This is a genomic window from Nocardioides sp. NPDC087217 (assembly GCF_044744805.1).
Lineage (GTDB): Bacteria > Actinomycetota > Actinomycetes > Propionibacteriales > Nocardioidaceae > Nocardioides.
The window spans coordinates 1,259,366-1,280,858 of record NZ_JBIUZB010000001.1; the positions used below are offsets into that span (position 1 = coordinate 1,259,366).

Below are 21,493 nucleotides of genomic sequence, written 5' to 3' on the forward strand. Positions count from 1 at the left end.
GCGAATCCTACGGCACGCTGAACGAAACCCGCGAAGTAATCAAGAGCCATCTCACCATTGACCGTTTACTGTGGCCACATGGTGTTCGGGGGACAGCTGCTGGGAGGGCTGCGTCGCACCCGCCTCCTCGGGGAGGTGGTCCGCTTCATGATGGTCGGCGGAATCGCGACAGCAGTCGCTTTCGTGCTGTTCAACGGACTGGTACACGGCTTCTTCATGGGGTCGGGGCCGATGAACGGTCAGCCGATCCCGGCCTACATCGTCGCCAACACGGTCGGCATGCTGATCAGCTACGACCTGAGCCGCCGTTGGACGTTCCGTCACCGCGTCTCCGACCATCCCGATGGCGGGTTCACGGCCTATGTCGTGATCAACGCGGTCACGATGCTGCTGCCGGTCGGGTGCCTCTACGTCACCCGTAGCGTGATCGGTTGGGACAGCGCGATCGCCGACAACCTCTCGGCCAACGTGGTCGGCGTGCTGCTGGGCCAGATCGCCCGGTTCTTCCTCTTCCGGAAGTTCGTCTTCGGCCGCCCGATCCGCTACACGCAGGTCTACGGCAGCGTGGAGGAGGAGGCCGCGGCGCTCAAGGCCGCGGCAGGCGGGACGGTGCTGATGGCTCCGGAACGCCGAGAGCCGGTCAGCGGTTCCACAGAGCAGGCCACGCATGACCGAGCCGGCTGAGCAGGTCGCGTAGCAGCGGCAGGCTCAGCCCGACCACATTGTGGTGGTCGCCCTCGATCCCGGTGATGAAGGCCCCGCCGAGCCCGTCGATCGTGAATGCCCCGGCGACGTGCAGCGGCTCGCCGGTCGCGACGTACGCAGCGATCTCCTCGTCGCTCACGTCGGCGAAATGCACCGTCGTGGCAGCTGTCTGCGACACCTGCTGACCGGTCGCGGTGTCGACCAGGGCGTGCCCGGAGACGAGTACGCCGCTGCGCCCCCGCATCTCCCGCCAGCGCTGGGTCGCCTCCTCGGGGTCGTGCGGCTTCCCCAGGGGTTTCCCGTCCAGCTCGAGGACGCTGTCGCACCCCAGCACGAGCGCCCCTTCGGGCACCTCGGGACGGCCGGCGACCGCGTCCCGCTTGAGCTCGGCGAGCCCGAGCGCCAGCTCCGTCGGCGGCAGTCCATCGAGCTTGCTCTCGTCGACCCCGGAGACGATCACCACAGGTTCGACACCTGCGCTGCGCAGCGTCTGCAGCCGGGCGGGGGACTTGGAAGCAAGGACCAGCGTGGTCATGGCTCAACCCTAGGGGTAGTGGTCCTTTACCCCGGAGTCCGTCCCGACTAGGTTTCGCACATCCAACCCATCTCAATGAGGAGAAATCCGAAGTGACGGATTACCCGCCGCCCCCGCCCCAGCAGCCGTACGGTGCTGGCCCCGTGGGCGAAGTTACCCTGAGCCAGCCGCTCCGCGGCGCGTCGCCCCGCGACGCCATCGTGCGCTTCTTCAAGAAGTACGCCACCTTCGAGGGCCGCGCCAGCCGGTCCGAGTTCTGGTGGCCCTGGCTCTTCGCCTGGGTCGTCAACACCGCGATCACCCTGATCCTCGGGAACGACTCTGCGCTGGGCAACATCGTCGGTGGCATCTTCGCCCTCGCGATCCTGGTCCCGTCCCTCGCTGTCGGCGCCCGCCGTCTGCACGACACCGGCCGCTCCGGCTGGTGGCAGCTGCTCTACCTGACCTGCGTCGGCATCATCGTGCTGATCGTCTTCTGGGCACTGCCCGAGAAGGCCGAGGGCGACAAGTACAACGTCGCCTGACCGGCGGCTAACCACGAGCGACGATCAGTCCCTAGACTGATCGTCGCTCGGCCGAAGTGGCGGAATAGGCAGACGCGCAGGATTTAGGTTCCTGTGTCTTAGGACGTGCGGGTTCAAGTCCCGCCTTCGGCACCATATGACTCTTAGTCGAACATCCAACGGAAGACATCCGTGAGGACAGCTTACCTTCGGACCTTCGTCTACTGGCGCACCGAAACCGACCGACAGAGCCGCGGATACGGGCTCAAGCGGCTCTTGAACGACCTATTCGACCTGGCCGAACTCGAACACCGCTGTTCGTGCAAGACCCCTGTCGACCAGATCGACGGCTCGGTGGACCGTCGAGGCTTTTCCTATCTAGTTGAAGCACGGTGGCGGCAGAGCTTCGCTGCAGCCAAGCGATCAGGAGGCATTTTCTGGCAAGGTGTCGCGTCGCCTTGACGCAACACGTGGCATGTTCATCTCCATGGCGGGGTTCGCGGCGAGGCCGTGAAACTGTACCGGCTAGCCCAGGACAACCGCTTGATCCCCATCGAACGGCCACGCCTGACTCGGATTCTCGAGGATCGCATTGACCTGACTGACGCGCTGAAGGCCAAAGTACAGGCCGCCCACGTCTGGGGCGGGCCGTACCTGCGGCTGGCGGAGATCGGCTGATCCGAGGTCAGCTCTGCAAGGCTTGTGCAACTACTCGGCAAGCAATCAGAAGGCCACGAGAGCGGTGCTGACGACGTGCCCCGCGGCTGCCGCCCACCGTGGCCTGCTGGCCAGTTCGAGGTCCGCGAACTGTCGGTGCTGCGCTCTACCCTCGGATCTCGGGGGATCGCAGGAGGGGTGGAGGACGTCTGCGTGAGTCGTCATTCGCCGCGGCCCCGAGGACTTGCCGGTAGAACTTCCGAGTCTCTGGGCGGAAGACCTGAGCAACGACCGCGTTCCTCTGTCAGCCAAGCAGGTGGATAGTTGGCTAGCAGATGCCCGCCGGCAGCAATGACGCGTTCTGTGTCAAAGCCTGGGCGCGTAGGATCCCGGGCTGGACACCTCTTAGCGAGCATCGGCGCTAGCCGCTCCTCACTCCGCGGTCGGCACCCGATAGGGGTCGAAAGTGAGCACCTTCCCGTCTCGGGAGAGTTCGCCATACAGGTCAGGGTCGAGGGGTTGTAGCGCCAGGCTCACTAGGGGCACGGCCGCGTTTTCCGGGCTGGGGGCGTCAGTCACGTCCCAGAACGCTTCCGAAGTCGGGGTGTTCATCATGCCAGGGCACACGGCCGCGAGCAGGATGCCGCGGGCGAGGTCATCGCTGCGTCGACACTCGGCCAGCGTGCGGATTGCGGCGACCTGCCCGATCTTGGACGGGATGTTGATGAAGCCGGGCCAGGGGCTGCCTAGGACTTCACCGCTGGCCACCTGGTCCCGCCAGGTCTTGATGGCGTGGTCGACCTCGTCGAGGGTGTGCAGGTTGCGGAAGACGGGGTGCAGGACCGGGGCGAGGTAGCCGAGCGTTCCCAGGGAACTCGCCACCACGATCAACCGTCCGCCGTCGCGAATGATCGGGCCGAATGCCCGCAGAACACGGGTGGTTGCGAGGTTGTTGACTTCGACGTACTCGCCGACGACTGCGGTGGCTTCGTCGTTCGGCTGAACGCGCATGACGGCGTTGTTGAAGGCGATGTCGACGCCGCCGTGGCGGTCCTGAAGCAGCGCTGCGACGCGGGCGGCGCTGTCTGCATCGGCCACGTCGAAACGCTCCGGCACTACGGTTGCACCGGGCATTCCCGAGAAGGCAGCTGCCAGTTCCTTGGTCTTGGCGTCGTTCCTGCCGGTGAGGTAGACGACGTCTTGTGGCTCCAGGCGGCGGGCCAGTTCTCCGACGAGTGCGAGGCCGAGGCCCTGCGTTGCTCCAGTGACAAGTGCGACACGTGGCGTGGTGGTCATGCAGTCTCTCCTGATTGGTTGGTTCAAGGTGCATTTCCACTCTGCAGCGATCCGTGTACGGCGCCTATACCTGGTGGTAGTTGCGCTTAAACTGGTATAGCCGCCACCTGTTTGAGGGGTTCCATCGACACAGGCGGCTTTCTACGGTCAAGTGCATGACGAAGATCATCGACACCGTGATGTCGCGCGTCGAGGTCACTGACCTCGACGCCGCACTGTCCACCTACCGCATGCTTGCCGGCACCGATGAGGTGCGCCGGCTGGAGTTCCCGCAGTTCCGCATGGCGATCGTCGGAACGTTCATGCTGATCGAGGGCACACCCGAGCAGCTGGCACCGTTCCGTCGGGCCGCCACCCTCATGGCGTCCGACCACGACGCCGCAGTGGCCGCATTCACCACCGCGGGCGGGCAGGTACTGGAGGGCGCGACGGCCTCCGCGGGCGGGACCCGCACCATCGTGGCGGACCGCGACGGGAACCCGTTCGAGGTCTACACGCCGCAGGCTGGGTGAGCGCCCGGCCCGACCTCGACGGTCAAAGTTCGACGGTTAAGCGGGCATCAGCTCGTGGGCCGTGCCGTAGGGGACAAACGGGCTACCGAGCTTGTCCGCGGTCTCCTGGTCTGCGGGCAGGAACGCCAGCATCATCAGGTGGCTCTGCTCGGCGACGTCGAACTTGACGTAGTCGAGCTGGAGGACCCCGAGCCTGTCGTGCCGCAGCTGCTTGCGTGCCGGCGAGAACCGGCGCGCGTGTTGCTCCTGCCAGAGCTCCGCAAACCGAGGGCTCTCCTGCAGGAGAGCGTCGCGCAGCTCAGCACCCCGGGGATCCTTGGGGTGCTGAGCGAGGTTCACCCGCAGCTGTCCGACCAGCTGACGCGCCTCCGCGTCCCAGTCGACGAACAGGTTCCGCGACCGGTTCTGCGTGAACGTGAGCCATAGGACGTTCCGTTCCGCCACCGGGCGCTGGTCGTATCCGCCCAGCAGCTCGGCGTACATCTCGTTACAGGCCAAGACGTCCCACCAGGGGTTGGTCACGTACGCCGGATTCGGCTGCATGGTCTCCACCAGACGCCGCAACGTGTCGCTGACTTGCACGGGTTCAGGCACGGCCGGGGGCAGCGCGAGCCCGGCGAGCGCGAACAGTACCTCCCGGTCGTCTTTCCCCAGGCGCAGAGCCCGGGCGATCGCTTCGACGACCTGCCGACTGACGCCGATGTCCCGTGCCTGCTCGAGCCACGTGTACCAGGTCACGCTCACCCCGGATAGCTGGGCCAGCTCCTCGCGACGCAGGCCCGGCGTGCGGCGACGCGGTCCACGGGGCAGCCCGACCGTCGCTGGGTCGGTGGCCTCGCGGTGAGACCTCAGGAAGGTCGCGAGCTCTCGTCTCTGAATCACATCGGGCAATCTCACCACTCCTCGCACACCAGAACCAGGTGCTCGTCATACCAGCATAATTGCTGTCTGTACCAGGCTGAGCATCAGGAACACCATGCTGTCATGGCCACCAGAACGCATAACCCAACCTCAGCCCCGACAACATCCGCGCCGACGTTCACAACATCTCCGAACGATGACCCCGCGACACCATCCCAGCAGTCCGATCACTGGATCATCCCGGTCGCCCTACTAGCGCTCGGCACCTTCGCCATCGGCACCGACTCGTTCGTCCTTGCCGGCATCTTGCCCAACCTCGCCGCCGGCCTGCAGATCTCCGAAGGAGGTGCCGGGCAGGTCGTCACCGCATTCGCGATCACCTACGCGATCGCCGCCCCGTTCCTCTCGGCCCTGACGCACAGGGTGCCGCGCAAGACCCTGATCGCGGTCGGCCTGACCGTGTTCGTCCTGATGAACGCGGCCGGTGCACTCGCTCCGAATTTCGCCGTCCTGATCCTCACGCGTGTGCTGTGCGCACTGGGTGCTGCGAGCTTCACGCCGACCGCGAACGCCGTTTCAACGGTCCTGGCCGGGCCTGCCGCGCGCGGCAAGGCCCTGTCCATCACGCTAGGCGGGATCGCGCTCGGTACGGTCTTCGGCGTCCCTGTGGGCACCACGATCGGCCAGCGTTTCGGATGGCAGGCGAGCCTGCTCTTCGTCGCCGCCGTCGGGTTGGTCGCCCTGGTGGCGCTCCTGGCGGTTCTGCCGCGCCTGGAGGGCGAGGCGAGTGTGCCGATGCGCCACCGCTTCGCCGTGATGGGCGATCCGCGTGTGATCCTGGTCGTCCTGGTCACGGCGGTGGCGACCGGGTCCGGCATCCTCGTCTACACCTACATCGCTCCCATTACGCACGCCATCGCCGGCATCTCCGGTACGGCTCTCGCCACCGGCCTGCTCATCTGGGGAATCGGTGGCGCGATCGGGGCGTTCGGGTGCGGCTGGTTCATCGACCGCATCGGTGCGGGACTGACATCGGCCCTCGCCATCACCCTGCTCGCGGTCGCACTGACGATCATCGCGTTCGCCGGGTCCCCAGCCCTAGTCATGATCGCCATGTTCTTCGGCGGGATCGGCAGCTGGGCGTTCGTCGCTCCCGACAACCACATGCTCACCGGTCTCCACCCCCAGATGGCGAGCGTGGTGATCTCCTTCAATTCGACCGGCACCTACATCGGTCAGGCAGTCGGCGCGGCCGCCGGGGGCATCCTGCTTACCGCCGGACTCGGTGCCAGTACGACGGTGCTGATCTCTGTCGCCGGGCTCGGCGTCGCGGTGATCCTCGCCCTGCTCGCGCGGCGGGTGACACGCCAGCCGGCCTGACCATGCCCGATGCCTGCGCGCTGCCGTCAGTTGGTCATGGGTGGGCCCGGGCGGCCGTCGCCGTCCCGGGCCCAGTCGTGCAAGGCGTTCAATGCCGGTTCCAGCGCGCGGCCGAACGGTGTCAGCGAGTACTCGACGTGCGGCGGTACAACCGGCTGGGCCTCACGGTGAACAACGCCGTCGGCCTCGAGCGCCCGCAGTTGCTGGATGAGCATCTTCTGCGTCACGGCCGGGATCGCACGCTCCAGATCGGAGAAGCGCCGCGGCTCCTCGATCAGCAGATGGTGAATGATCAGTAGCTTCCACCGTCCCTCGATGATCCGCAGTGCTCGTTCGACCTGGTCGATCGTGCAGGGCGGAACACTTACTTTTTTGTGGGTACTGGTCATCTTGGGAGCATAGATCTAGCGTCGAACGCATGGCAACCATCACCGACGCGGCCGATCCGGCCGCGCTCCAGTACGTCCTCGACCGGCTCGCGATTCAGGACCTGATCGTCCAGTACGCCCTCGGGCAGGATCTGCACGAGAACGGCGACGACCAGGTTCACGAGCAGTGGGACGTCGTCTTCGCTCCCGACGCCCGCCTCGATTACCGCGCGGGCGGAGCAGCGCCGGACCTCGACTACCAGACCCTCATACACACCATGCGCGGCCCCGGCGGGACCATGTCGGGCCTGGGCAGCTGGCAGCACCTCCAGGGATTCGCCGCCGTCGACATCGACGGCGACACCGCCACCGCGCGAACCCAGCACCTGCACACCCACACCGGCACTACTGACGGGAAGGACTGGAACCTCATCCAGACCGGGTTCTTCATGGACCGACTCGAACGCCGCTCGGAAGGGTGGCGGATCACGCACCGCACGCTCGAGATCCTCTGGATGCAGACCTTCCCGACCCTCTGACCTCTCCATGGGAGACATCGGGCAGTGGCTTCACCTGCGGCGGACTCGGGACGATGACCCGGGTCCCCGCCGGCGTCACGTGCGGCGCGCCTGACGCCCCGCGTCCGTGAGCGAGCCGTCGATGACGACGTCCAGCCATGGGTGTTGCGGCTCCGTGCCACGCAGATGGTCGGGTAGCGCGGCCACGACTGTCATGAGCTCGTCTGAATCGATGTGCACATGAACCAGGCCGTCGCGTTGCGCGCCCGCGACGATTGCAGCGAACGAGCGTTTCAGCGGCTCGCAGGCGATAGCGATGGCGGAGGCGTCATCACCGAGCGACTCCATGAGCACGGCGCGCAGCCCGCGGTACGGCGCGGGCATCCGATCGAACGCGCCGAGCCATTCCACGTACGCCTCGAGCGGTGCACGAGTCGCGAGCAGCCGGTCTGCCTCGACTGCCAGATCTTCGAACGTCGAGGCCAGCAGGGCCGCGAGCAGATGATCTCGAGTGGGGAAATGACGGTACAGCGTCCCCTTGCCCAGCCCCGCGACCCGCGCGACGTCCTCGAACGCCATCTCGGCGCCCCGAGTCTCGAACTGCTCCCGCGCGGTCTCCAGCAGCCGCTCGAAGTTCCGCACCGCGTCCGCGCGAGGGCGCTTCTCCGCTGTCGGCACGATGCCTCCCTTGATATTCGGACGGTCCGTCCGTATCGTATCCCATCGTATGCGGACGCAGCGTCCGTTTAGAGGATGGAGGGATCATGTCGAAGCGATTGCAGGGCAAGACGGCTCTGGTCACCGGCTCGACGAGCAACATCGGGGCGGCCATCGCCGAACGGTTCGCGGCCGAAGGAGCGCGCGTCGTCGTCTCGGGCAGGTCCAAGGACCGAGGCGCCGCGGTCGTGGACCGGATACTGCGCGCCGGGGGCGAAGCCGTCTTCGTCGGCGCGGACCTCGACGGCAGCAAGGCGGCGTCGGAGGCTCTGGCGCACGAAGCGGTGACCGCGCTCGGCGGGCGCATCGACGTCCTGGTCAACAACGCTGGGCTCTTTCCAGGGGGACCGACGGCGACGATCACCGAGGAGACCGTCGACCTGGTGTACGCGGTGAACGTGAAGGCGCCGTTCTTCCTTGTCGCCGCGCTGGCGCCAGCCATGGCCGAGCGTGGCGAAGGAGTGATCATCAACATGGGCTCCTGGGGTGCAAGGTTGGGCATCCCGGGCTCGGCGCTGTACACGTCCTCCAAAGGCGCGATCGAGACCCTGACCCGCGCGTGGGCGGCCGAGTTCGGCCCCTCCGGCGTAACCGTCAACGCAATCTCGCCTGGTGTCATTCGAGAGACGCAGCCGGACCCCGATGAGCGCGGCGAAACACTGATGTGGGGAACACCCGCCGGGACGAGCGGGCGGCCCGCTGCAATCGCAGCTGCTGCGGTCTATCTCGCCAGTGACGAGGCACGCTTCGTGCACGGGTCAGTGTTCGACATCGACGGCGGACGCTCCGGCGTCGCGGTTCGTGGCCCACGCCCAGCCGCCTGAGCCTGCTGCTGCCCGCCGCTCAGGCGACCGGCGGGCAGCAGGGCTCTTCAGGCTGGCGTGACCGAGCGTTCGACCCTCACGCTGTGGATGCCCGCCGTGGTGGGGCGCATGTACCGCTCGCGTGCCGCGTGGGCGGCTCGGTATGCATCGGTGTCCAGCGCCGCGCGCATGCCGGCCTCGGAGATGAACGTGATCTGCACGACGGCGTCGATCGGGTCCTCGCTGCCGTCATTGACCACATCGGCGACGTAGTGCTGGGTGTAGGAGACGACCTGCGGCATCCGGGTATACGTGGGTCCGTACTCGTGCTCCATGAAGTGGCGGAAGTCGGTGGTGGAGACGTCCGCATGCTTGCGGATCACGGTGATGAGCGACAATTCTGGCTGGGTATTAGGCATCTGCTCCTGCTTTCTGGTGGATCCAGTCGACGATCTGATCAGTGGCGGCAAGCCCGACGCCGATGCCGGTCAGCTGGGCGCGTCCTTGCTCGTCCAAGCCGGACACCGCGTCGTCGGCCACCATGATCTGGTAGTCGCGTTCGCTGGCCTCATAGATCGAGGTGCGCGGACAGTTGGGGAAGTTCGCGCCGGCGAACACGATGGTCTCGACGTCGATTTCGCGCAGTCGCTGATCGAGGTCGGTGGCGAAGAATGCACCCCACCGCGGCTTGTACAAGATGATCTCCCGGTCTCCGACCTGCTGAGCTCGACCAGCCAACAGTGCGTCGTCGTCGAAGTCGGGATCGTGCGGGACGATCCCCGGAGCCAGAAGCCTCCCCGGCGTCCCGGGCCGCAGCAACGGCGTCCGCCCCGAGACCAGGGCGCGGCGCACCGGCTCGGCGTTGGTCCCGTCCGCCCGGTAGAGCCGCACGACATGGACGATCGGCCTACCAGCCGTACGGAACGCGGCTGCGAGGGCACCGATCGCGGGAACAGCAGCACTCGTGCCGGGGATCTCCAGCGGTGCTCCGTCAAGGGTGTCGCGCTGCACGTCGACCGTGATCAGCGCCGCCCGATGCACGTTCAGGGGAGCAGAGGTATTCACCTGCCTCATGCTCGCACCCCCAGGGCGCCGACTGGCGTGCCGTGCCTGGTGCTGTTTGTACCAGGCTAGTCGGGCGACGGCAGCTCGGATGGCGCCGCTGTTGACGTGCTGGATCTGGCGCATCTCGCCGAGGTCACACGATTCCTTGCCTCACTCCTGAGGGAGTCGTAACGTTCGTTACGTAACGATCGTTACGAGGGATCGAGGTAAGGAGTGGGATGCGGACAGAACCAGATGCCCAGGCGGCCGGACGCCTGTCGGTCGCGGTGTGGGAGGTGATGGCGCAGCGGGGGATCGAAGGGGCCTCGGTCCGCGCCGTCGCGGAGGCGGCGGGGTGCACGACTGGGCTGATCATGCATCACTTCGGCTCGCGGGCGGCGATGCTCGTCCACGCCCGCCAACTGCTGTTCGGCAGGACGACCGAGCGAGCCAATGCAGCCGAGGATGCCGGGACCGACCCGGTCGCTCGTTTGACTGCTGTGCTCGAAGGAGCGCTACCGCTCGATGAGGAGCGGGCCGCAGAGATCCGCGTCTGGCTGGGGTTCGCTGCCGCCGCTGTCGCGGACCCGGAGCTCGCGGCGGTCCACGTGGCCGGCAACCGTGACTGGGTCGGGCGGATTGCTCGGCTCCTCGCGGCGTGCGTACCGGACATCGACGACGAGCACCGTCTGAGGGTCGGGGCGATACGCCTGGTCGCGCTGACCGACGGCCTGCCGACGCTCTCGATCCTCGACCCGCAGACCTACGACAAGGACATGCAGAACGCGGCGCTGCGCGACGCGATCGACAGTGTCGTCCGCGACCTCAAGGAGAGCCGATGACCACGCCAGACATCACCGAATGGGACCGCAGGCTCGCAGACGCCGCCAGCGTGGTGGGCGACCACCTGGTGCCGACGCCGCTCGTTCCGATCACGCTGGACGGCTTCACGGCACCGGCCTACCTCAAGCTCGAGACGCTTCAGCCGACCGGCTCGTTCAAGGTCCGCGGCGCGCTGGCGGCGGTCGCAGCCTCGGCCGTCGACGGCCGCCGCGTCGTCACGGCCTCCGCGGGCAACCATGGCCTCGGTATCGCCTATGCCGCGACGCGGATGGGAGTTCGCGCAACTGTCGTCGTCCCGCAGACCGCGTCACCGGCGAAGATCGAAGCCCTGCGCCGCTTCGACATCGACTTACGGCTCATCGGCGACGGATACGACGCGGCCGAGAGCGCCGCGCAGAAGATCGCGAGGGAGGACGATGCACGGTACGTCTCCGCCTACACAGACCCGGACGTGATCGCCGGGCAGGCCACGGTCGTTCGTGAAATCGCCGACGCGCTACCCGGCGCCGCCAGGATCGTGGTGCCGATCGGTGGCGGCGGACTGGTCTCCGGAACGGTGCTCGGTGCACCCGCCCGCTACCGGGTCCTGGGTGTCGAGACGGCTGCCTCCCGTGCTGTCTCCGCCTCGATGGCGGCTGGACGCATCGTCCAAGTCCCCGTCACGGAGACCATTGCCGACGGACTCGCCGGAAACATCGCCCCGGATACGCTCGCCCCGTCGATCCTCACGGCCGCGGGCGTCGATGTCATCGCGGCCGACGAACCCACGATCGAACGAGCTGTCACAGATCTCGCCCTCGTACACGGAATCGTCTGCGAGGGATCAGGTGCGGTCGGCATCGCCGCCGCCATGGACGCCCATATCCCGACAGACCTGCCCACCGTCTTCGTCATCACCGGGCGCAACATCTCTCGTCTCCGACTCGCCGCGCTGCTGGCCCCATGAGCACCACATCCAACAGAGAACCGGCCCCGGCGGTCTTCACCGAGAACGACGTCCGCGCAGCCGTGGATATGCCCGACGCGATCGCCTCGGCCCGGCGGGCCTTTCTCGCCCTGGCCCAGGGACAGGTGCACTCACCCGAACCATGGCACCTGGACATCCCGAACGGCTCTGTCCACGTCAAGGGCGGCGCCCTCGACGGGGCCGAGACCTTCGCAACGAAACTGTCCAGCGGGTTCCCCGGCAACGCTGACCGCCGCCTGCCGACCTCCGACGGTTTCACCGCGATCCTCGACACCGAGACGGGGCGCATCCGTGCTCTACTCCTCGACGGCGGTTACCTGACCGAACTGCGGACCGGCGCGGCCGGCGCCATCGCCCTCGATCTGCTTGCCCCACCGCGAACCGACACCATCGCGTTCATCGGTACGGGCGGTCAGGTCCGCCATCAGATCGACGGCGCCATGCACGTGCGCGAACCCTCAACCCTCATCCTGATCGGGCGCAGCCAACCCCGCACGACCGAACTCGCCGACTGGACGCGTCGCCACTACGACGTCGAAGTCCGCACCCGGCAGCTCGACGAGTCACCGATCGACGCCGACGCGATCGTCACCGCGACGGCCTCGACCAGCCCGATCCTGACCCGCGCACAGCTCCGACCCGGTGTGCACGTCACGGCCGTAGGCGCCGACAGTCCCGGCAAACGCGAACTCGCCCCCGAGATCCTCCTGGACGCCGACTTCATCGCCGTTGACGACCCACAACAGTCAACGCGGATCGGCGAACTGCAGGACATCCCCGAAGACGACCTCACTGCCGCGACCGGGAATGGGTCGCTCACCACGCTCGGCGTACTGCTTCATGACGGGGCCCCTCCGTGGACCGCCGCCCGCACGTCCGTCGCGGACCTGTCGGGAACAGGCGCTCAGGATGCCGCTATCGCGGAGATCGCGGCGGGGCTCTTGCTCACCTGAGAGAGCGATGTAAGATGAACGACGTTCACCAGGTAAACGCCGTCCACCAGGAGTCATCATGCGCATCGCCCACGACCACACCAGTCTCTCTGTCGCCGACCTCGACAAGCAACGTGCCTTCTATGCCCATGCACTCGGCCTGAACCAGGTGGAGGAGGAGTTCGCCATGCCCGAGGCCGGCGTCCGGTCCACGATCCTGCGCTCGGCAGACGGCATGAAGCTGGAGCTCGTCGAGCGCACCGGATCGGCTGCCCAGAGCTTCGCCGACCCCTACGAGGGCGCCGGCACACAGGGGTACTTCCACTGGGCCGTGCAGGTCGACGACCTCACCACCGTCTTCGACCACGTCCTCGGAGCCGGGGCAACCGTCGTCTCCCCGCCGGCTGGCGCGGTCCAGCCTGGCGCACGCTTCGCCTACGTCCACGACCCCGAGGGAAACCTGCTGGAGCTCATCCAGCCGGCCGCGCAGTGAGTCCGAAAGGCGGTGGCCCGACACCCCCGGCCGCCACGCGACCTGTCGGACACCATCATGGCGACCTGCGCAACGCGCTGGAGACGGCTGCGCTCGACCTCCTCGTCGAGAGGGGGCCGGGCGGCTTCACCCTCAACGAGGTCAGCCGCCGCGCAGGAGTCAGCAAAGCTGCCCCGTATAAGCACTTCACCGACAAGGAGGACCTCCTCGCCTCGCTCGTCCAACGGTGCTACGAACGCCAGCACTCAGTGTTCAGTACCGCAGTCATGGCAGCGGCTACGCCGGTAGACGCCCTGGTGGCGTTTGGTGCTGCCTACGTACGGTTCGCCGCGGAAGAACCCGCGCTGTTCACCCTCACTTTCGGTGGGACGCTGGACAAGACCGCTCACCCCCACCTCGAGGAAGCGGGCAAACGGGTGCTGGACGTCATCACCGCTCCGGCCCAGGACCTGGCCCGGGACTCCGGCGGCGCGCAGCGGCTAGCGCTTGCGATCGCTGCCAACGCCCACGGCTTCGCGGTCTTTCATCTTCAAGGCGTCATCGCCCAACTGGACGCTGCTGTCGAGCAAGCCGAGGACTGCGCCCGTCGGCTCACGGCCCAATGAGGGCGTGCCGGCAACCTTTGCGCGAAGGGCACGAAGTGCAGTTCCTCAGCCACCGCAGGCACGCGCGGTCTCGTCGGCGGCGCCGCGCTCCGGACCTGGGCTATCGAAGCGTCACGCTGCCGCAGGCGGTTTGGCGGCCCCACAGATCACGGACCGATGTATCGGCTCGGTCTCCCTCGCGGTCCGCGCGAGTGATCAGACCCTGGAAGTCGAACAGGGGAGAGACCAGCCGGTACTCGAAGACAGCGCCGGGGACTGCCTCGAGGCCGGCCGATCGAGCGGCCTCGGCCATCGCGAGAGCCTGAAGAGGACCGTGGGTGAGTAGACCGGGGTACCCCTCAACATCTCGAGCGTAGTCACGGTCGTAGTGGATCCGGTGACCGTTGTAGGTGAGCGCGGAGAAGCGGAACAGCAGCGGTGGTGTCACCTCAATCTCCCGCTCGTCATCTGTGGCCGGCACCGGCGTCGCTGCAGCCGAATCGGGGGGTCCCGGCAGGTCGACTGCTTCGCGATAGACGAGGTCTTGGCGTTCGCGCACCTTCACCTCGTCGCGCTGGCTGATCTCGTGCTCAACGCTCACGATGGTGAGGCGACCGGTCCGTCCCTGTTTGTCGACGGACTGCGCCACTCGGGTGCGCCGGGTCGCATACTCGTTACAGACGAGGGCACCCAGGGATTGGATCGCGCCTCCTGCCCACATCCGTCGGCGCCCAGGTCCCGGAGGCGCAGGGATGGTTCCCCGAGCAGGGTGACCATCTTGGCCGAGGTCTTCGGTGCGAGGTCGATCAAGCAGGTACAGCCAGTGCCAGGTGAACGGCAGGCCTTCTCCTGCCTCGAAGTCGGGAACCGGCACGTTCAGCAAAGCTCCCAGAGCTTCGGCGGGTTCCGGCTGGATCCGCTCCTTTCGCTCGATTACATCCGACACTTCTACTCCCTGTTCCACGACGGCGTTATGGCGGGAGACTCGGCGGTCGCCGAGCTTCCCGCCACCATGATGAACCGCTGCCTACGGCGACGTACACCGTCAGGAAGTGCGATTACTTCATGCGTCAGACGCATAGCGGGAGCTCTTGGCGAACTCCAGGAACCGTTGGGCGGCTTGACCGGTGGGACCCCCTGGCCGACTCACCAGCCCGTACTCGCGGAACGCGTCAACGTCCTCGATCGGGACCTCAGCGACTGCGTCCTGGCCGGAGGTATGGGTCTGGTTGGTCGTCGTGAGCGCGATGCCGATGCCCGCCGCTATGAGTGCAATGACGGTAGTGAGTTCGGTGGTCTCGCACACGATGTTCGGCTGAAACCCGGCACGGTGACACAGGCGGTCGCCAACCTGACGAAGGCCGTAGCTCGGCTGGAGCACCACGAACGGCTCCGCCGCCAGTTCCTCGATTCTCACCGACTTGCGTCGGGCAAGCTGGTGATTCCGCGGCACGCTGAGGCAGAGATCCTCGCGCCCGAGAGCGAACCACGCCACGTCATCCGCCACCGGCTGCGGCCCAACCAGACCTACATCGGCGCGGCCATGGCGCACGTCGTCCACGACCGTGTCGGCCGCGGCGCCCCGCAGGTCGAACCGCGCTCGGGGAACTTCCGCTAGGTAGCCACTCATCAACCCCGGAACAAGCCAGCCGCCAAACGAGTGCAGGAATCCGAGTGAGATGAGCCCCGACTCCGGATCTACCAGCGACCGGATCCGGTCCTCGGCAAGACTCATGTCGTTGGCCGCCCGAAGTGCATGGGCGCGGAAGATCTCGCCGTATTTGTTGAGGTGAAGCCGGTTCTGCCGTCGGTCGAACAGGCGCACGCCGAGTCTGCGCTCCAGACGAGCGAGTGCCCGAGAGAGCGTGGGCTGCGAAACGTTGAGCCGCTCGGACGCCAGCGTCACATGCTGGGTCTCGGCAAGGGTCGTGAACCACACCAGCTCCCGGATCTCCATCCCCACATTATGCATCTGATGCATGGAATGACTGAAGATTGGTTGTTTCACACGGGCATGTGGCCGGCGTCACAATCGTCTGAACCTGTCCAGACAATGGAGATCCACGTGACACCTCGATCAAACTCAGATTCGCATCCGACTCTGCGCCCCTCGCCCTCAAATGGACCCCTTGCCGGGGTCACGGTGGTGGCCCTGGAGCAAGCGGTCGCCGCGCCGTTCGCGACCCGACAACTCGCCGACCTCGGGGCCCGTGTCATCAAGATCGAGCGCGACACCGGCGACCTGGCGCGTGGCTACGACCGCACCGTCAAGGGTGTCGCGTCCCACTTCGTGTGGCTCAACCGTGGAAAGGAATCCATCGTCTTGGACGTGCGGTCTCCTAAGGGCAATGAGGTTCTTCATCGGCTCGTCGACCGTGCCGACGTCCTCGTCCAGAATCTCGCTCCCGGGGCCGCAGACCGGCTGGGCGTCGGATCCGCGACACTGGCGAAGACCCATCCGGAACTCATCACCTGCGACATCTCCGGCTACGGCAACAGCGGCCCCTACCGCGACAAGAAGGCATACGACCTCCTGGTGCAGTGCGAGGCGGGTCTGGTGTCCATCACCGGAACGCCCGAGACACCCTCGAAGGTAGGCATCTCAATCGCCGATATCTGCGCCGGAATGTACGCATACTCCGGCATTCTGACCGCGCTGTTCGAACGCTCCGAGACAGGTCGCGGGGCCAACCTCGAAGTCTCGATGCTGGAGGCCTTGGGCGAGTGGATGGGGTACGCCGACTACTACCAGCGATACGGCGGGACATCGCCGGCTCGCACTGGTGCCAGTCACGCAACCATCGCTCCTTACGGACCGTTCCCCTCCAAGAACGGCGAAACGGTGACTCTCGGCCTCCAGAACGAGCGGGAGTGGGCCTCCTTCTGCACAGTCGTCCTTCATCGCCCCGATCTTCTCGAGGACACCCGATTCACCGGAAACGCCCAGCGGGTCGCCCACCGCGAAGAGCTCGACGGCATCGTCTGCTCCGTCCTCGGCGACCTGCCGACGACCGAGATCATCGAACGACTCGACCGAGCCTCTATTGCATACGGCCAGCAACGGACCATGGCGGAGTTCGCCGACCATCCTCAACTGCGCGCCCGCGACCGTTGGCAGACCTTCGACACCGAGGCCGGCCCCGTAGAGGGACTCATCCCTCCCGTCACGGTGCTCGGGCGCCAGCCCACGATGCGCGGCGTGCCAGCCCTCGGCCAGCACACGCAGTCAGTACTCGAGTGGTTGGACATCGATGCGTCCACCCCTCCCGCAGGCACCGAAGGCTGAGGAGGCACAGTCATGGAACTCATCGGAATCCTCGTTCTCGCGGCGGTCTTCCTTCTTGGCACTGTCCGCGGCGTCAACATGGGAACCCTCGCCCTTGCAGCTGCCTTCGCCACCGGCGCAATCGTCTATGACCGAGCACCTGAGGACATCCTGGCCGGGTTCCCCGCCAGTCTTCTCGTCGTTCTGGTCGGAGTCACCTTCCTCTTCGGGATCGCCCGGGTCAACGGCACGATCGACTGGATCGTCGCGGCGGCACTGCACCTGGTCGGCAACCGGGTTGCCCTCATCCCGTGGGTGCTCTTCGCCGTAGCGGTGGGGCTCACCGCAGCAGGCGCCGCATCCCCAGCAGCCGTCGCGATCGTCGCGCCCATCGGCATCGCGTTCGGCATGAGGTACGTACTCTCGCCGCTCTACCTGGGGTTGATGGTGGTGAACGGCGCGGCGGCAGGGAGCTACGCACCGACCGGAATCCTCGGCGGCATTGTCAACGGGACCATGGACGCCGCCGGCATCGATATCGACACGGGGGCCCTTTTCATCGGCAACCTCGCGTTCGGCCTGCTCGTGTGCGTGGTGACCTGGCTGGTGTTCGGGCGGCGACCGTTCGAGCCCACCGAGATCCCGGGGACCCAACGCGGTGCCGGCCCGCACGCTGTCACGACCACGTCCCCGGGCATCTCAGCGGGTGGCAGCATCAGCGCCACCGCCGTACATGCCGAGCCGCATGTGCAGCACCGGCTTCAGCCGGAGCAGGCCATGACGCTGGCGGGGATAGCGACGCTGGTGATCGGCTCCACGGTATTCGCTCTGGACACAGGGTTCCTGGCTCTCACGGTCGCGGCCGTGCTGGCCGTGATCCGCCCCGAGTCAGGTGCTGCTGGGGCCAAGGAGATCGCGTGGCCAGTCATCCTGCTGGTTTGCGGAATCGTCACCTATGTGACGATGCTCGACGCGGTCGGCGTGGTCGACTGGCTCGGCGAAAACGTGGCCGCCGTGGGCGTTCCACTCGTCGCCGCGCTGCTGATCCTCTACATGGGCGGCGTCGTATCCGCATTTGCGTCAACCACCGGGATCTTAGCGGTGCTGGCGCCGCTCGCCGTGCCGCTTCTCGAGTCCGGCAATCTCGCCGCGACCAGTTTCGTCATCGCGCTGACCGTTTCGGCAACCGTCGTGGACGCCAGCCCGTTCTCAACCAACGGTGCCCTTGTCGTCGCCAACTCACCCGCAGTTGTACAGGCAAAGATCTATCGCTCCCTGCTCCTGTGGGGTGTTGGCATGACCCTGGCGGCACCGCTGCTGGCCTGGCTCGCGTTCGTCGTCGTCTGAAAGGGACCCGACATGTCACAGATCGCTGCCCGATCGCTCCTCTTCGTACCCGGTGACAGGCCCGACCGCTTCGCCAAGGCGGAGCGCTCAGGTGCCGACGGCATCGTTCTCGACCTCGAGGATGCTGTCGCCCCAGACCGTAAGGCCATCGCGCGATCCTCTGCCGTGGAGTGGCTCGCTGCTCGACCTGGCTTCGTGCGTATCAACGCCCACGACTCGGGGTGGCACGAGGACGACCTCGAGTCCCTGGCGGCGGCCCACGAGCTGACCGGGGTCATCATCGCCAAATGCGAGTCCACCACCGACGTTGAACGTGTTCGCACCAAGCTCCCTCAGGCCAGCATCATCGCGCTCGTCGAGTCTGCTGTCGGAGTCCTACAGGCACCCGCCATCGCGCGGTCCCCTGGCGTCGACCGCCTTGCGTTTGGAAGCATCGACTTCGCCCTCGACGCCCGCATCCGACCGACTCCCGACGAGCCTGAACTGGAGTTGGCAAGGTCGACGATCGTCCTGGCATCACGCGCAGCCGGACTCCCTAGCCCGCTGGACGGAGTGCATGCTGACCTACGAGGCTCGTACCCGCTCACCCGCAACTCGAGACGATCTTGGGACCGCGGATTCGGGGGGCGTCTGTGCGTTCATCCCGACCAGGTTGATGCAGTCAACGCCGCCTATGGACCCACCGACAACGAGATCGAGTGGGCGAAGCGGGTGCTGGCCGCGGCGCGACACCACGAGGGAGGCGCATTCCGGTTCGAAGGCCGGATGGTCGACCGCCCGGTGATCGAGTTGGCTCGGCTCTATGCCACCGACGCAGACTCGAGCGTGTCGTCCTGCCGAAAGAGCTGAGTACGAAACTGCTCGCAGTGACCTACTTCGGGCAGTTGATGTCAGCGCCTGAAACCTCGCGGCGCACCTCTACTCGGCCCGGGACCGTCCGCGTCACTGAAGACGTCACTGGCGCCTACAACAGGTTACTGGTCCACGCCGGGCGTCGCCGCCGTCGACGTCATCTGCGCCCGAGCTCGGGATCCGCAAGCAATGCGAGAACCACAGCGAGGCGAGGCCCCCGGTCCGCCGAGGCCAACCGCGACGGCGTCAACGACGTGCAGACCCTGCTCGGAGATCAGCCTCCCCAGCCTGTACGGAGTCGCCCATCAGAGCGTCCGACAGTTCCGTTCGGCGTGAGGGATCATTCATTGTCGATGAGAGCACGGAACTGGTTCGTCACGCTCCCAGGATCGTCCACCTCGTGATCGATGTCGGCCTTGATCGCTGCGCGGAGATCGGGCAAGTTTGGTGGCCCGTACTGTGGCCTCTCCATAAGCTTGGGGACTTCCTTCACCACGCCGCTCCACCACGCCTGCGTTCCGCGCCCCCGGTTCTGGTTCTTCCGCTCATTGAGGAGTTCCTCCCAGAGGCCAAGCTCCCAGGTGTTGTGGGCGGCGTCGATGGCAACTTCGCCCTGAAGCAGGTCGCGTAACTGCTCCGCGAGGCGGGTCGCACGTACGGAGGTGTGCTCGAAGGTATCCACGGTGAACTCCCACCAGATCTTCCGGCGGGTCCCGATAACTCGGGAGGCGAGGCTCTGTGGTTCCTCTTCTTGGATCTGCTCGACCACCTCGTGGAGGTCTTTGACCAACCGCTGGACATCCTCGAGCTCGTACGATGCCGAGTCGGCGGCGGCTGCGGCTGAGTCGGCGGACGAGGCTGCGGAGTGAGGGGCATCGGCGGCATCGGCTGCGGTAGCAGTCATTCGCGCGATAGGTTCGGCAATGTTCGTCTCGATGGCGTCGGCGATCTGGTCGACCTGACCACCGACCGCACCGACCGCTGACTGCAACTCCGTCGTTGTCTGTCGGAAACGTGTCGCGAAACTCCCAGCTTCCCGATCAAGGTAGATGCCCAGTAGTTCGTCGTCAGTGAGTGCCCGAGTGGATCGGCCCTGCCTGGTCTGGCGACGCCCTTCGTCGTCGAAGTGCGGGGCCATCGTCGGACGGATCTCGATACGAATGAACGGGGTGGGTTCTTCGACGACTTCCTCGATGATGCGGACGTCTACTGGGATGGGTCGGACTTTGCTCGCCATGTCCTGGATACGCGCGACGGATTTGTCGAGTCCCTTCGCGAGTCCGCACGGCACGCCATAGACGAGACCGGTGTCCGTGTCTTCGGCTTCGTCGACGCCCACTAGCAGGTGAGCGGCATCCCGATCCGGATCGAGCGATACCCAGTTCGCAAGACCAGCGAGCAGTTTCGGCGTGACGGCGTCGATGTCGCGCTTGAACTCGTAGCGGTCTGATTCTCCGAGAGCGAGGATCCGCTTCGCGGCGGGGCTCACCTTCTTGAACCGCGATGGCTGGGGATCCTTGGTCATGGAACTGTTCTAGCAGTGACCACCGACGCCTCCGCCGTCGAATGACGTTGTGGCAGTGCGACTGGTACAAACGGCAGCAGAGCGTGGAATCGGCCTAGCTGCTCCGATCTTTGGCCAGGATTAGACGCACGGTGCTCTCTCCGACGCCAGCCCGCCGAGCGATCTCGGCGACGGAAGTTTCTGTCGAGTTAAGGCTCCTAACGCGGGAGACGGTCTCAACCGAGAGTCCCGAGTTGGTGAGCCCGACTCCCGCCTGGCGCAGGATGACACGTACGGCGTAGTCGCTGATGCCATATTGGCGTGCGAGAGCAATCATCGCCGTGCCTGTGACGTAACCGGCGACGATCGCGGCGCGGTCGGCGTCAGCGAGACGATCGCGGATGCGACGAGGTGCTGGCCGCACCTCAGCCTCTCGCGGTGGTTGCGATGTGACGGCGAGACAACGGTCTAGGAGGCCAGGGCCGTCACCTCTGCTATTCGAGTACCGTCCCAAGACATGCACCAGATCACCTCTATTCCAACCTTCACGCAGAAGGTGACGGTGTAGGAGTGTTTCAGTTGAGTCGAACTCCCCGGCGCCATCGCTGGGGAGTTTCGTTTGCTTCGGGGTCTCGGCAGTCTTCGAGGCGTTGCGTAGCGCGGCCCTCTGGGCCTTCGTCAATAGTTCCGCATCCACGGCTGAGCCAGCGCCATCCACCAGCCACACGGATAAGAGACAGATCGGGTTCAACGCGTCACGGGCCGTACTTGCACAGAACTGTGGACCATACGTCAGCTGACTGATCT

General features: G+C 66.2%; 25 protein-coding genes and 1 tRNA gene. 16 read left to right on the forward strand and 10 right to left on the reverse strand.

Annotated features, from left to right (window positions below):
• Window positions 1–78 precede the first annotated feature (78 nt).
• Complete coding sequence (locus ACIO3S_RS06130) at window positions 79–684, forward strand: GtrA family protein (RefSeq protein ID WP_400460561.1); 606 nt, start codon at window positions 79–81, stop codon at window positions 682–684.
• Here the strand turns inward: ACIO3S_RS06130 and ACIO3S_RS06135 are convergent.
• Complete coding sequence (locus ACIO3S_RS06135) at window positions 641–1,240, reverse strand: Maf family protein (RefSeq protein WP_400460563.1); 600 nt, start codon at window positions 1,238–1,240, stop codon at window positions 641–643. The genes ACIO3S_RS06130 and ACIO3S_RS06135 overlap by 44 nt on opposite strands.
• A gap of 143 nt (window positions 1,241–1,383) precedes the next feature.
• Here ACIO3S_RS06135 and ACIO3S_RS06140 point away from each other — a divergent pair, with 143 nt between their 5' ends.
• The 3 genes from ACIO3S_RS06140 to ACIO3S_RS06150 all read left to right on the forward strand — a co-directional run bounded on the left by ACIO3S_RS06140 (window position 1,384) and on the right by ACIO3S_RS06150 (window position 2,421).
• Complete coding sequence (locus tag ACIO3S_RS06140) at window positions 1,384–1,764, forward strand: DUF805 domain-containing protein (RefSeq protein WP_400460565.1); 381 nt, start codon at window positions 1,384–1,386, stop codon at window positions 1,762–1,764.
• A gap of 50 nt (window positions 1,765–1,814) precedes the next feature.
• Window positions 1,815–1,899: transfer RNA gene (locus tag ACIO3S_RS06145), tRNA-Leu, on the forward strand.
• Between the two features lie 387 nt (window positions 1,900–2,286).
• Window positions 2,287–2,421: a hypothetical protein gene (locus ACIO3S_RS06150; RefSeq protein WP_400460567.1), complete on the forward strand. Its 135-nt coding sequence runs from the start codon at window positions 2,287–2,289 to the stop codon at window positions 2,419–2,421.
• Between the two features lie 411 nt (window positions 2,422–2,832).
• On the opposite strand, the gene ACIO3S_RS06155 is transcribed toward ACIO3S_RS06150, so the two are convergent.
• The gene (locus ACIO3S_RS06155) at window positions 2,833–3,696 is read right to left on the reverse strand and encodes an SDR family NAD(P)-dependent oxidoreductase (RefSeq protein ID WP_400460569.1); all 864 of its coding nucleotides are present in this window, start codon (window positions 3,694–3,696) and stop codon (window positions 2,833–2,835) included.
• A gap of 155 nt (window positions 3,697–3,851) precedes the next feature.
• On the opposite strand from ACIO3S_RS06155, the gene ACIO3S_RS06160 reads away from it, so the two are divergent.
• The gene (locus ACIO3S_RS06160; RefSeq protein ID WP_400460571.1) at window positions 3,852–4,208 is read left to right on the forward strand and encodes a VOC family protein; all 357 of its coding nucleotides are present in this window, start codon (window positions 3,852–3,854) and stop codon (window positions 4,206–4,208) included.
• A gap of 36 nt (window positions 4,209–4,244) precedes the next feature.
• Here ACIO3S_RS06160 and ACIO3S_RS06165 read toward each other — a convergent pair whose 3' ends face one another.
• Window positions 4,245–5,090 (reverse strand): helix-turn-helix transcriptional regulator, encoded by an 846-nt coding sequence (locus tag ACIO3S_RS06165; RefSeq protein ID WP_400460573.1) that lies wholly within the window; start codon window positions 5,088–5,090, stop codon window positions 4,245–4,247.
• A gap of 102 nt (window positions 5,091–5,192) precedes the next feature.
• Between ACIO3S_RS06165 and ACIO3S_RS06170 the strand changes: the two genes are divergently transcribed.
• Complete coding sequence (locus tag ACIO3S_RS06170; RefSeq protein ID WP_400460575.1) at window positions 5,193–6,449, forward strand: MFS transporter; 1,257 nt, start codon at window positions 5,193–5,195, stop codon at window positions 6,447–6,449.
• A 26-nt stretch (window positions 6,450–6,475) separates the two neighbouring features.
• Here ACIO3S_RS06170 and ACIO3S_RS06175 read toward each other — a convergent pair whose 3' ends face one another.
• A complete protein-coding gene (locus tag ACIO3S_RS06175; RefSeq protein ID WP_400460577.1) occupies window positions 6,476–6,838 on the reverse strand; it encodes a winged helix-turn-helix transcriptional regulator in 363 nt (120 codons plus the stop codon).
• 29 nt (window positions 6,839–6,867) lie between these two features.
• Between ACIO3S_RS06175 and ACIO3S_RS06180 the strand changes: the two genes are divergently transcribed.
• Window positions 6,868–7,356, forward strand: a complete 489-nt coding sequence (locus ACIO3S_RS06180) for a nuclear transport factor 2 family protein (RefSeq protein WP_400460579.1) — start codon at window positions 6,868–6,870, stop codon at window positions 7,354–7,356.
• A 75-nt stretch (window positions 7,357–7,431) separates the two neighbouring features.
• Here the strand turns inward: ACIO3S_RS06180 and ACIO3S_RS06185 are convergent, their stop codons facing one another.
• Window positions 7,432–8,013, reverse strand: a complete 582-nt coding sequence (locus ACIO3S_RS06185; RefSeq protein WP_400460581.1) for a TetR/AcrR family transcriptional regulator — start codon at window positions 8,011–8,013, stop codon at window positions 7,432–7,434.
• Window positions 8,014–8,099: 86 nt separating this feature from the next.
• Between ACIO3S_RS06185 and ACIO3S_RS06190 the strand changes: the two genes are divergently transcribed.
• On the forward strand, window positions 8,100–8,876 hold the full coding sequence (locus ACIO3S_RS06190; RefSeq protein ID WP_400460583.1) for an SDR family NAD(P)-dependent oxidoreductase: 777 nt from the start codon (window positions 8,100–8,102) through the stop codon (window positions 8,874–8,876).
• Between the two features lie 47 nt (window positions 8,877–8,923).
• Here ACIO3S_RS06190 and ACIO3S_RS06195 read toward each other — a convergent pair whose 3' ends face one another.
• Complete coding sequence (locus tag ACIO3S_RS06195; RefSeq protein ID WP_400460586.1) at window positions 8,924–9,274, reverse strand: EthD domain-containing protein; 351 nt, start codon at window positions 9,272–9,274, stop codon at window positions 8,924–8,926.
• On the reverse strand, window positions 9,267–9,929 hold the full coding sequence (locus ACIO3S_RS06200) for a cysteine hydrolase family protein (RefSeq protein ID WP_400460588.1): 663 nt from the start codon (window positions 9,927–9,929) through the stop codon (window positions 9,267–9,269). Before ACIO3S_RS06200 ends, ACIO3S_RS06195 begins: the two co-directional genes overlap by 8 nt.
• Window positions 9,930–10,138: 209 nt before the next feature.
• Between ACIO3S_RS06200 and ACIO3S_RS06205 the strand changes: the two genes are divergently transcribed.
• The 5 genes from ACIO3S_RS06205 to ACIO3S_RS06225 are packed head-to-tail and all read left to right on the forward strand — an operon-like array spanning window position 10,139 to window position 13,739.
• Window positions 10,139–10,741 (forward strand): TetR/AcrR family transcriptional regulator, encoded by a 603-nt coding sequence (locus tag ACIO3S_RS06205; RefSeq protein ID WP_400460590.1) that lies wholly within the window; start codon window positions 10,139–10,141, stop codon window positions 10,739–10,741.
• Complete coding sequence (locus tag ACIO3S_RS06210; protein WP_400460592.1) at window positions 10,738–11,688, forward strand: threonine/serine dehydratase; 951 nt, start codon at window positions 10,738–10,740, stop codon at window positions 11,686–11,688. Before ACIO3S_RS06205 ends, ACIO3S_RS06210 begins: the two co-directional genes overlap by 4 nt.
• Window positions 11,685–12,662, forward strand: a complete 978-nt coding sequence (locus tag ACIO3S_RS06215) for an ornithine cyclodeaminase family protein (protein WP_400460594.1) — start codon at window positions 11,685–11,687, stop codon at window positions 12,660–12,662. Before ACIO3S_RS06210 ends, ACIO3S_RS06215 begins: the two co-directional genes overlap by 4 nt.
• A 58-nt stretch (window positions 12,663–12,720) precedes the next feature.
• A complete protein-coding gene (locus ACIO3S_RS06220) occupies window positions 12,721–13,134 on the forward strand; it encodes a VOC family protein (protein ID WP_400460596.1) in 414 nt (137 codons plus the stop codon).
• On the forward strand, window positions 13,131–13,739 hold the full coding sequence (locus ACIO3S_RS06225; RefSeq protein ID WP_400460598.1) for a TetR/AcrR family transcriptional regulator: 609 nt from the start codon (window positions 13,131–13,133) through the stop codon (window positions 13,737–13,739). Before ACIO3S_RS06220 ends, ACIO3S_RS06225 begins: the two co-directional genes overlap by 4 nt.
• 100 nt (window positions 13,740–13,839) lie before the next feature.
• Here ACIO3S_RS06225 and ACIO3S_RS06230 read toward each other — a convergent pair whose 3' ends face one another.
• Window positions 13,840–14,682, reverse strand: coding sequence for a hypothetical protein (locus ACIO3S_RS06230; protein ID WP_400460602.1), 843 nt, complete (start codon window positions 14,680–14,682; stop codon window positions 13,840–13,842).
• A 99-nt stretch (window positions 14,683–14,781) separates the two neighbouring features.
• Complete coding sequence (locus ACIO3S_RS06235; protein WP_400460605.1) at window positions 14,782–15,675, reverse strand: LysR family transcriptional regulator; 894 nt, start codon at window positions 15,673–15,675, stop codon at window positions 14,782–14,784.
• Window positions 15,676–15,783: 108 nt separating this feature from the next.
• Between ACIO3S_RS06235 and ACIO3S_RS06240 the strand changes: the two genes are divergently transcribed.
• Genes ACIO3S_RS06240 through ACIO3S_RS06250 form a run of 3 tightly spaced genes read left to right on the forward strand, consistent with a single transcriptional unit; the run spans window position 15,784 to window position 19,179 of the window.
• Window positions 15,784–17,004, forward strand: coding sequence for a CaiB/BaiF CoA transferase family protein (locus ACIO3S_RS06240; RefSeq protein ID WP_400461068.1), 1,221 nt, complete (start codon window positions 15,784–15,786; stop codon window positions 17,002–17,004).
• A gap of 12 nt (window positions 17,005–17,016) precedes the next feature.
• Window positions 17,017–18,330: an SLC13 family permease gene (locus ACIO3S_RS06245; RefSeq protein WP_400460609.1), complete on the forward strand. Its 1,314-nt coding sequence runs from the start codon at window positions 17,017–17,019 to the stop codon at window positions 18,328–18,330.
• Between the two features lie 12 nt (window positions 18,331–18,342).
• Entirely contained in the window at window positions 18,343–19,179 is an 837-nt protein-coding gene (locus tag ACIO3S_RS06250) for an HpcH/HpaI aldolase/citrate lyase family protein (protein ID WP_400460613.1), read from the forward strand.
• 343 nt (window positions 19,180–19,522) lie between these two features.
• On the opposite strand, the gene ACIO3S_RS06255 is transcribed toward ACIO3S_RS06250, so the two are convergent.
• On the reverse strand, window positions 19,523–20,707 hold the full coding sequence (locus ACIO3S_RS06255) for an ATP-binding protein (protein WP_400460616.1): 1,185 nt from the start codon (window positions 20,705–20,707) through the stop codon (window positions 19,523–19,525).
• Window positions 20,708–21,493 lie beyond the last annotated feature (786 nt).

What these genes read in the sequence shown, in the direction of transcription:
- ACIO3S_RS06130 (WP_400460561.1), top strand. Translation starts at nt 79, where the DNA reads ATGGTGTTCGGGGGACAGCTGCTGGGAGGGCTGCGTCGCACCCGCCTC.
- ACIO3S_RS06135 (WP_400460563.1), bottom strand. Translation starts at nt 1,240, where the DNA reads ATGACCACGCTGGTCCTTGCTTCCAAGTCCCCCGCCCGGCTGCAGACG.
- ACIO3S_RS06155 (WP_400460569.1), bottom strand. Translation starts at nt 3,696, where the DNA reads ATGACCACCACGCCACGTGTCGCACTTGTCACTGGAGCAACGCAGGGC.
- ACIO3S_RS06160 (WP_400460571.1), top strand. Translation starts at nt 3,852, where the DNA reads ATGACGAAGATCATCGACACCGTGATGTCGCGCGTCGAGGTCACTGAC.
- ACIO3S_RS06170 (WP_400460575.1), top strand. Translation starts at nt 5,193, where the DNA reads ATGGCCACCAGAACGCATAACCCAACCTCAGCCCCGACAACATCCGCG.
- ACIO3S_RS06175 (WP_400460577.1), bottom strand. Translation starts at nt 6,838, where the DNA reads ATGACCAGTACCCACAAAAAAGTAAGTGTTCCGCCCTGCACGATCGAC.
- ACIO3S_RS06180 (WP_400460579.1), top strand. Translation starts at nt 6,868, where the DNA reads ATGGCAACCATCACCGACGCGGCCGATCCGGCCGCGCTCCAGTACGTC.
- ACIO3S_RS06190 (WP_400460583.1), top strand. Translation starts at nt 8,100, where the DNA reads ATGTCGAAGCGATTGCAGGGCAAGACGGCTCTGGTCACCGGCTCGACG.
- ACIO3S_RS06195 (WP_400460586.1), bottom strand. Translation starts at nt 9,274, where the DNA reads ATGCCTAATACCCAGCCAGAATTGTCGCTCATCACCGTGATCCGCAAG.
- ACIO3S_RS06200 (WP_400460588.1), bottom strand. Translation starts at nt 9,929, where the DNA reads ATGAGGCAGGTGAATACCTCTGCTCCCCTGAACGTGCATCGGGCGGCG.
- ACIO3S_RS06205 (WP_400460590.1), top strand. Translation starts at nt 10,139, where the DNA reads ATGCGGACAGAACCAGATGCCCAGGCGGCCGGACGCCTGTCGGTCGCG.
- ACIO3S_RS06210 (WP_400460592.1), top strand. Translation starts at nt 10,738, where the DNA reads ATGACCACGCCAGACATCACCGAATGGGACCGCAGGCTCGCAGACGCC.
- ACIO3S_RS06215 (WP_400460594.1), top strand. Translation starts at nt 11,685, where the DNA reads ATGAGCACCACATCCAACAGAGAACCGGCCCCGGCGGTCTTCACCGAG.
- ACIO3S_RS06220 (WP_400460596.1), top strand. Translation starts at nt 12,721, where the DNA reads ATGCGCATCGCCCACGACCACACCAGTCTCTCTGTCGCCGACCTCGAC.
- ACIO3S_RS06235 (WP_400460605.1), bottom strand. Translation starts at nt 15,675, where the DNA reads ATGGAGATCCGGGAGCTGGTGTGGTTCACGACCCTTGCCGAGACCCAG.
- ACIO3S_RS06245 (WP_400460609.1), top strand. Translation starts at nt 17,017, where the DNA reads ATGGAACTCATCGGAATCCTCGTTCTCGCGGCGGTCTTCCTTCTTGGC.
- ACIO3S_RS06250 (WP_400460613.1), top strand. Translation starts at nt 18,343, where the DNA reads ATGTCACAGATCGCTGCCCGATCGCTCCTCTTCGTACCCGGTGACAGG.
- ACIO3S_RS06255 (WP_400460616.1), bottom strand. Translation starts at nt 20,707, where the DNA reads ATGACCAAGGATCCCCAGCCATCGCGGTTCAAGAAGGTGAGCCCCGCC.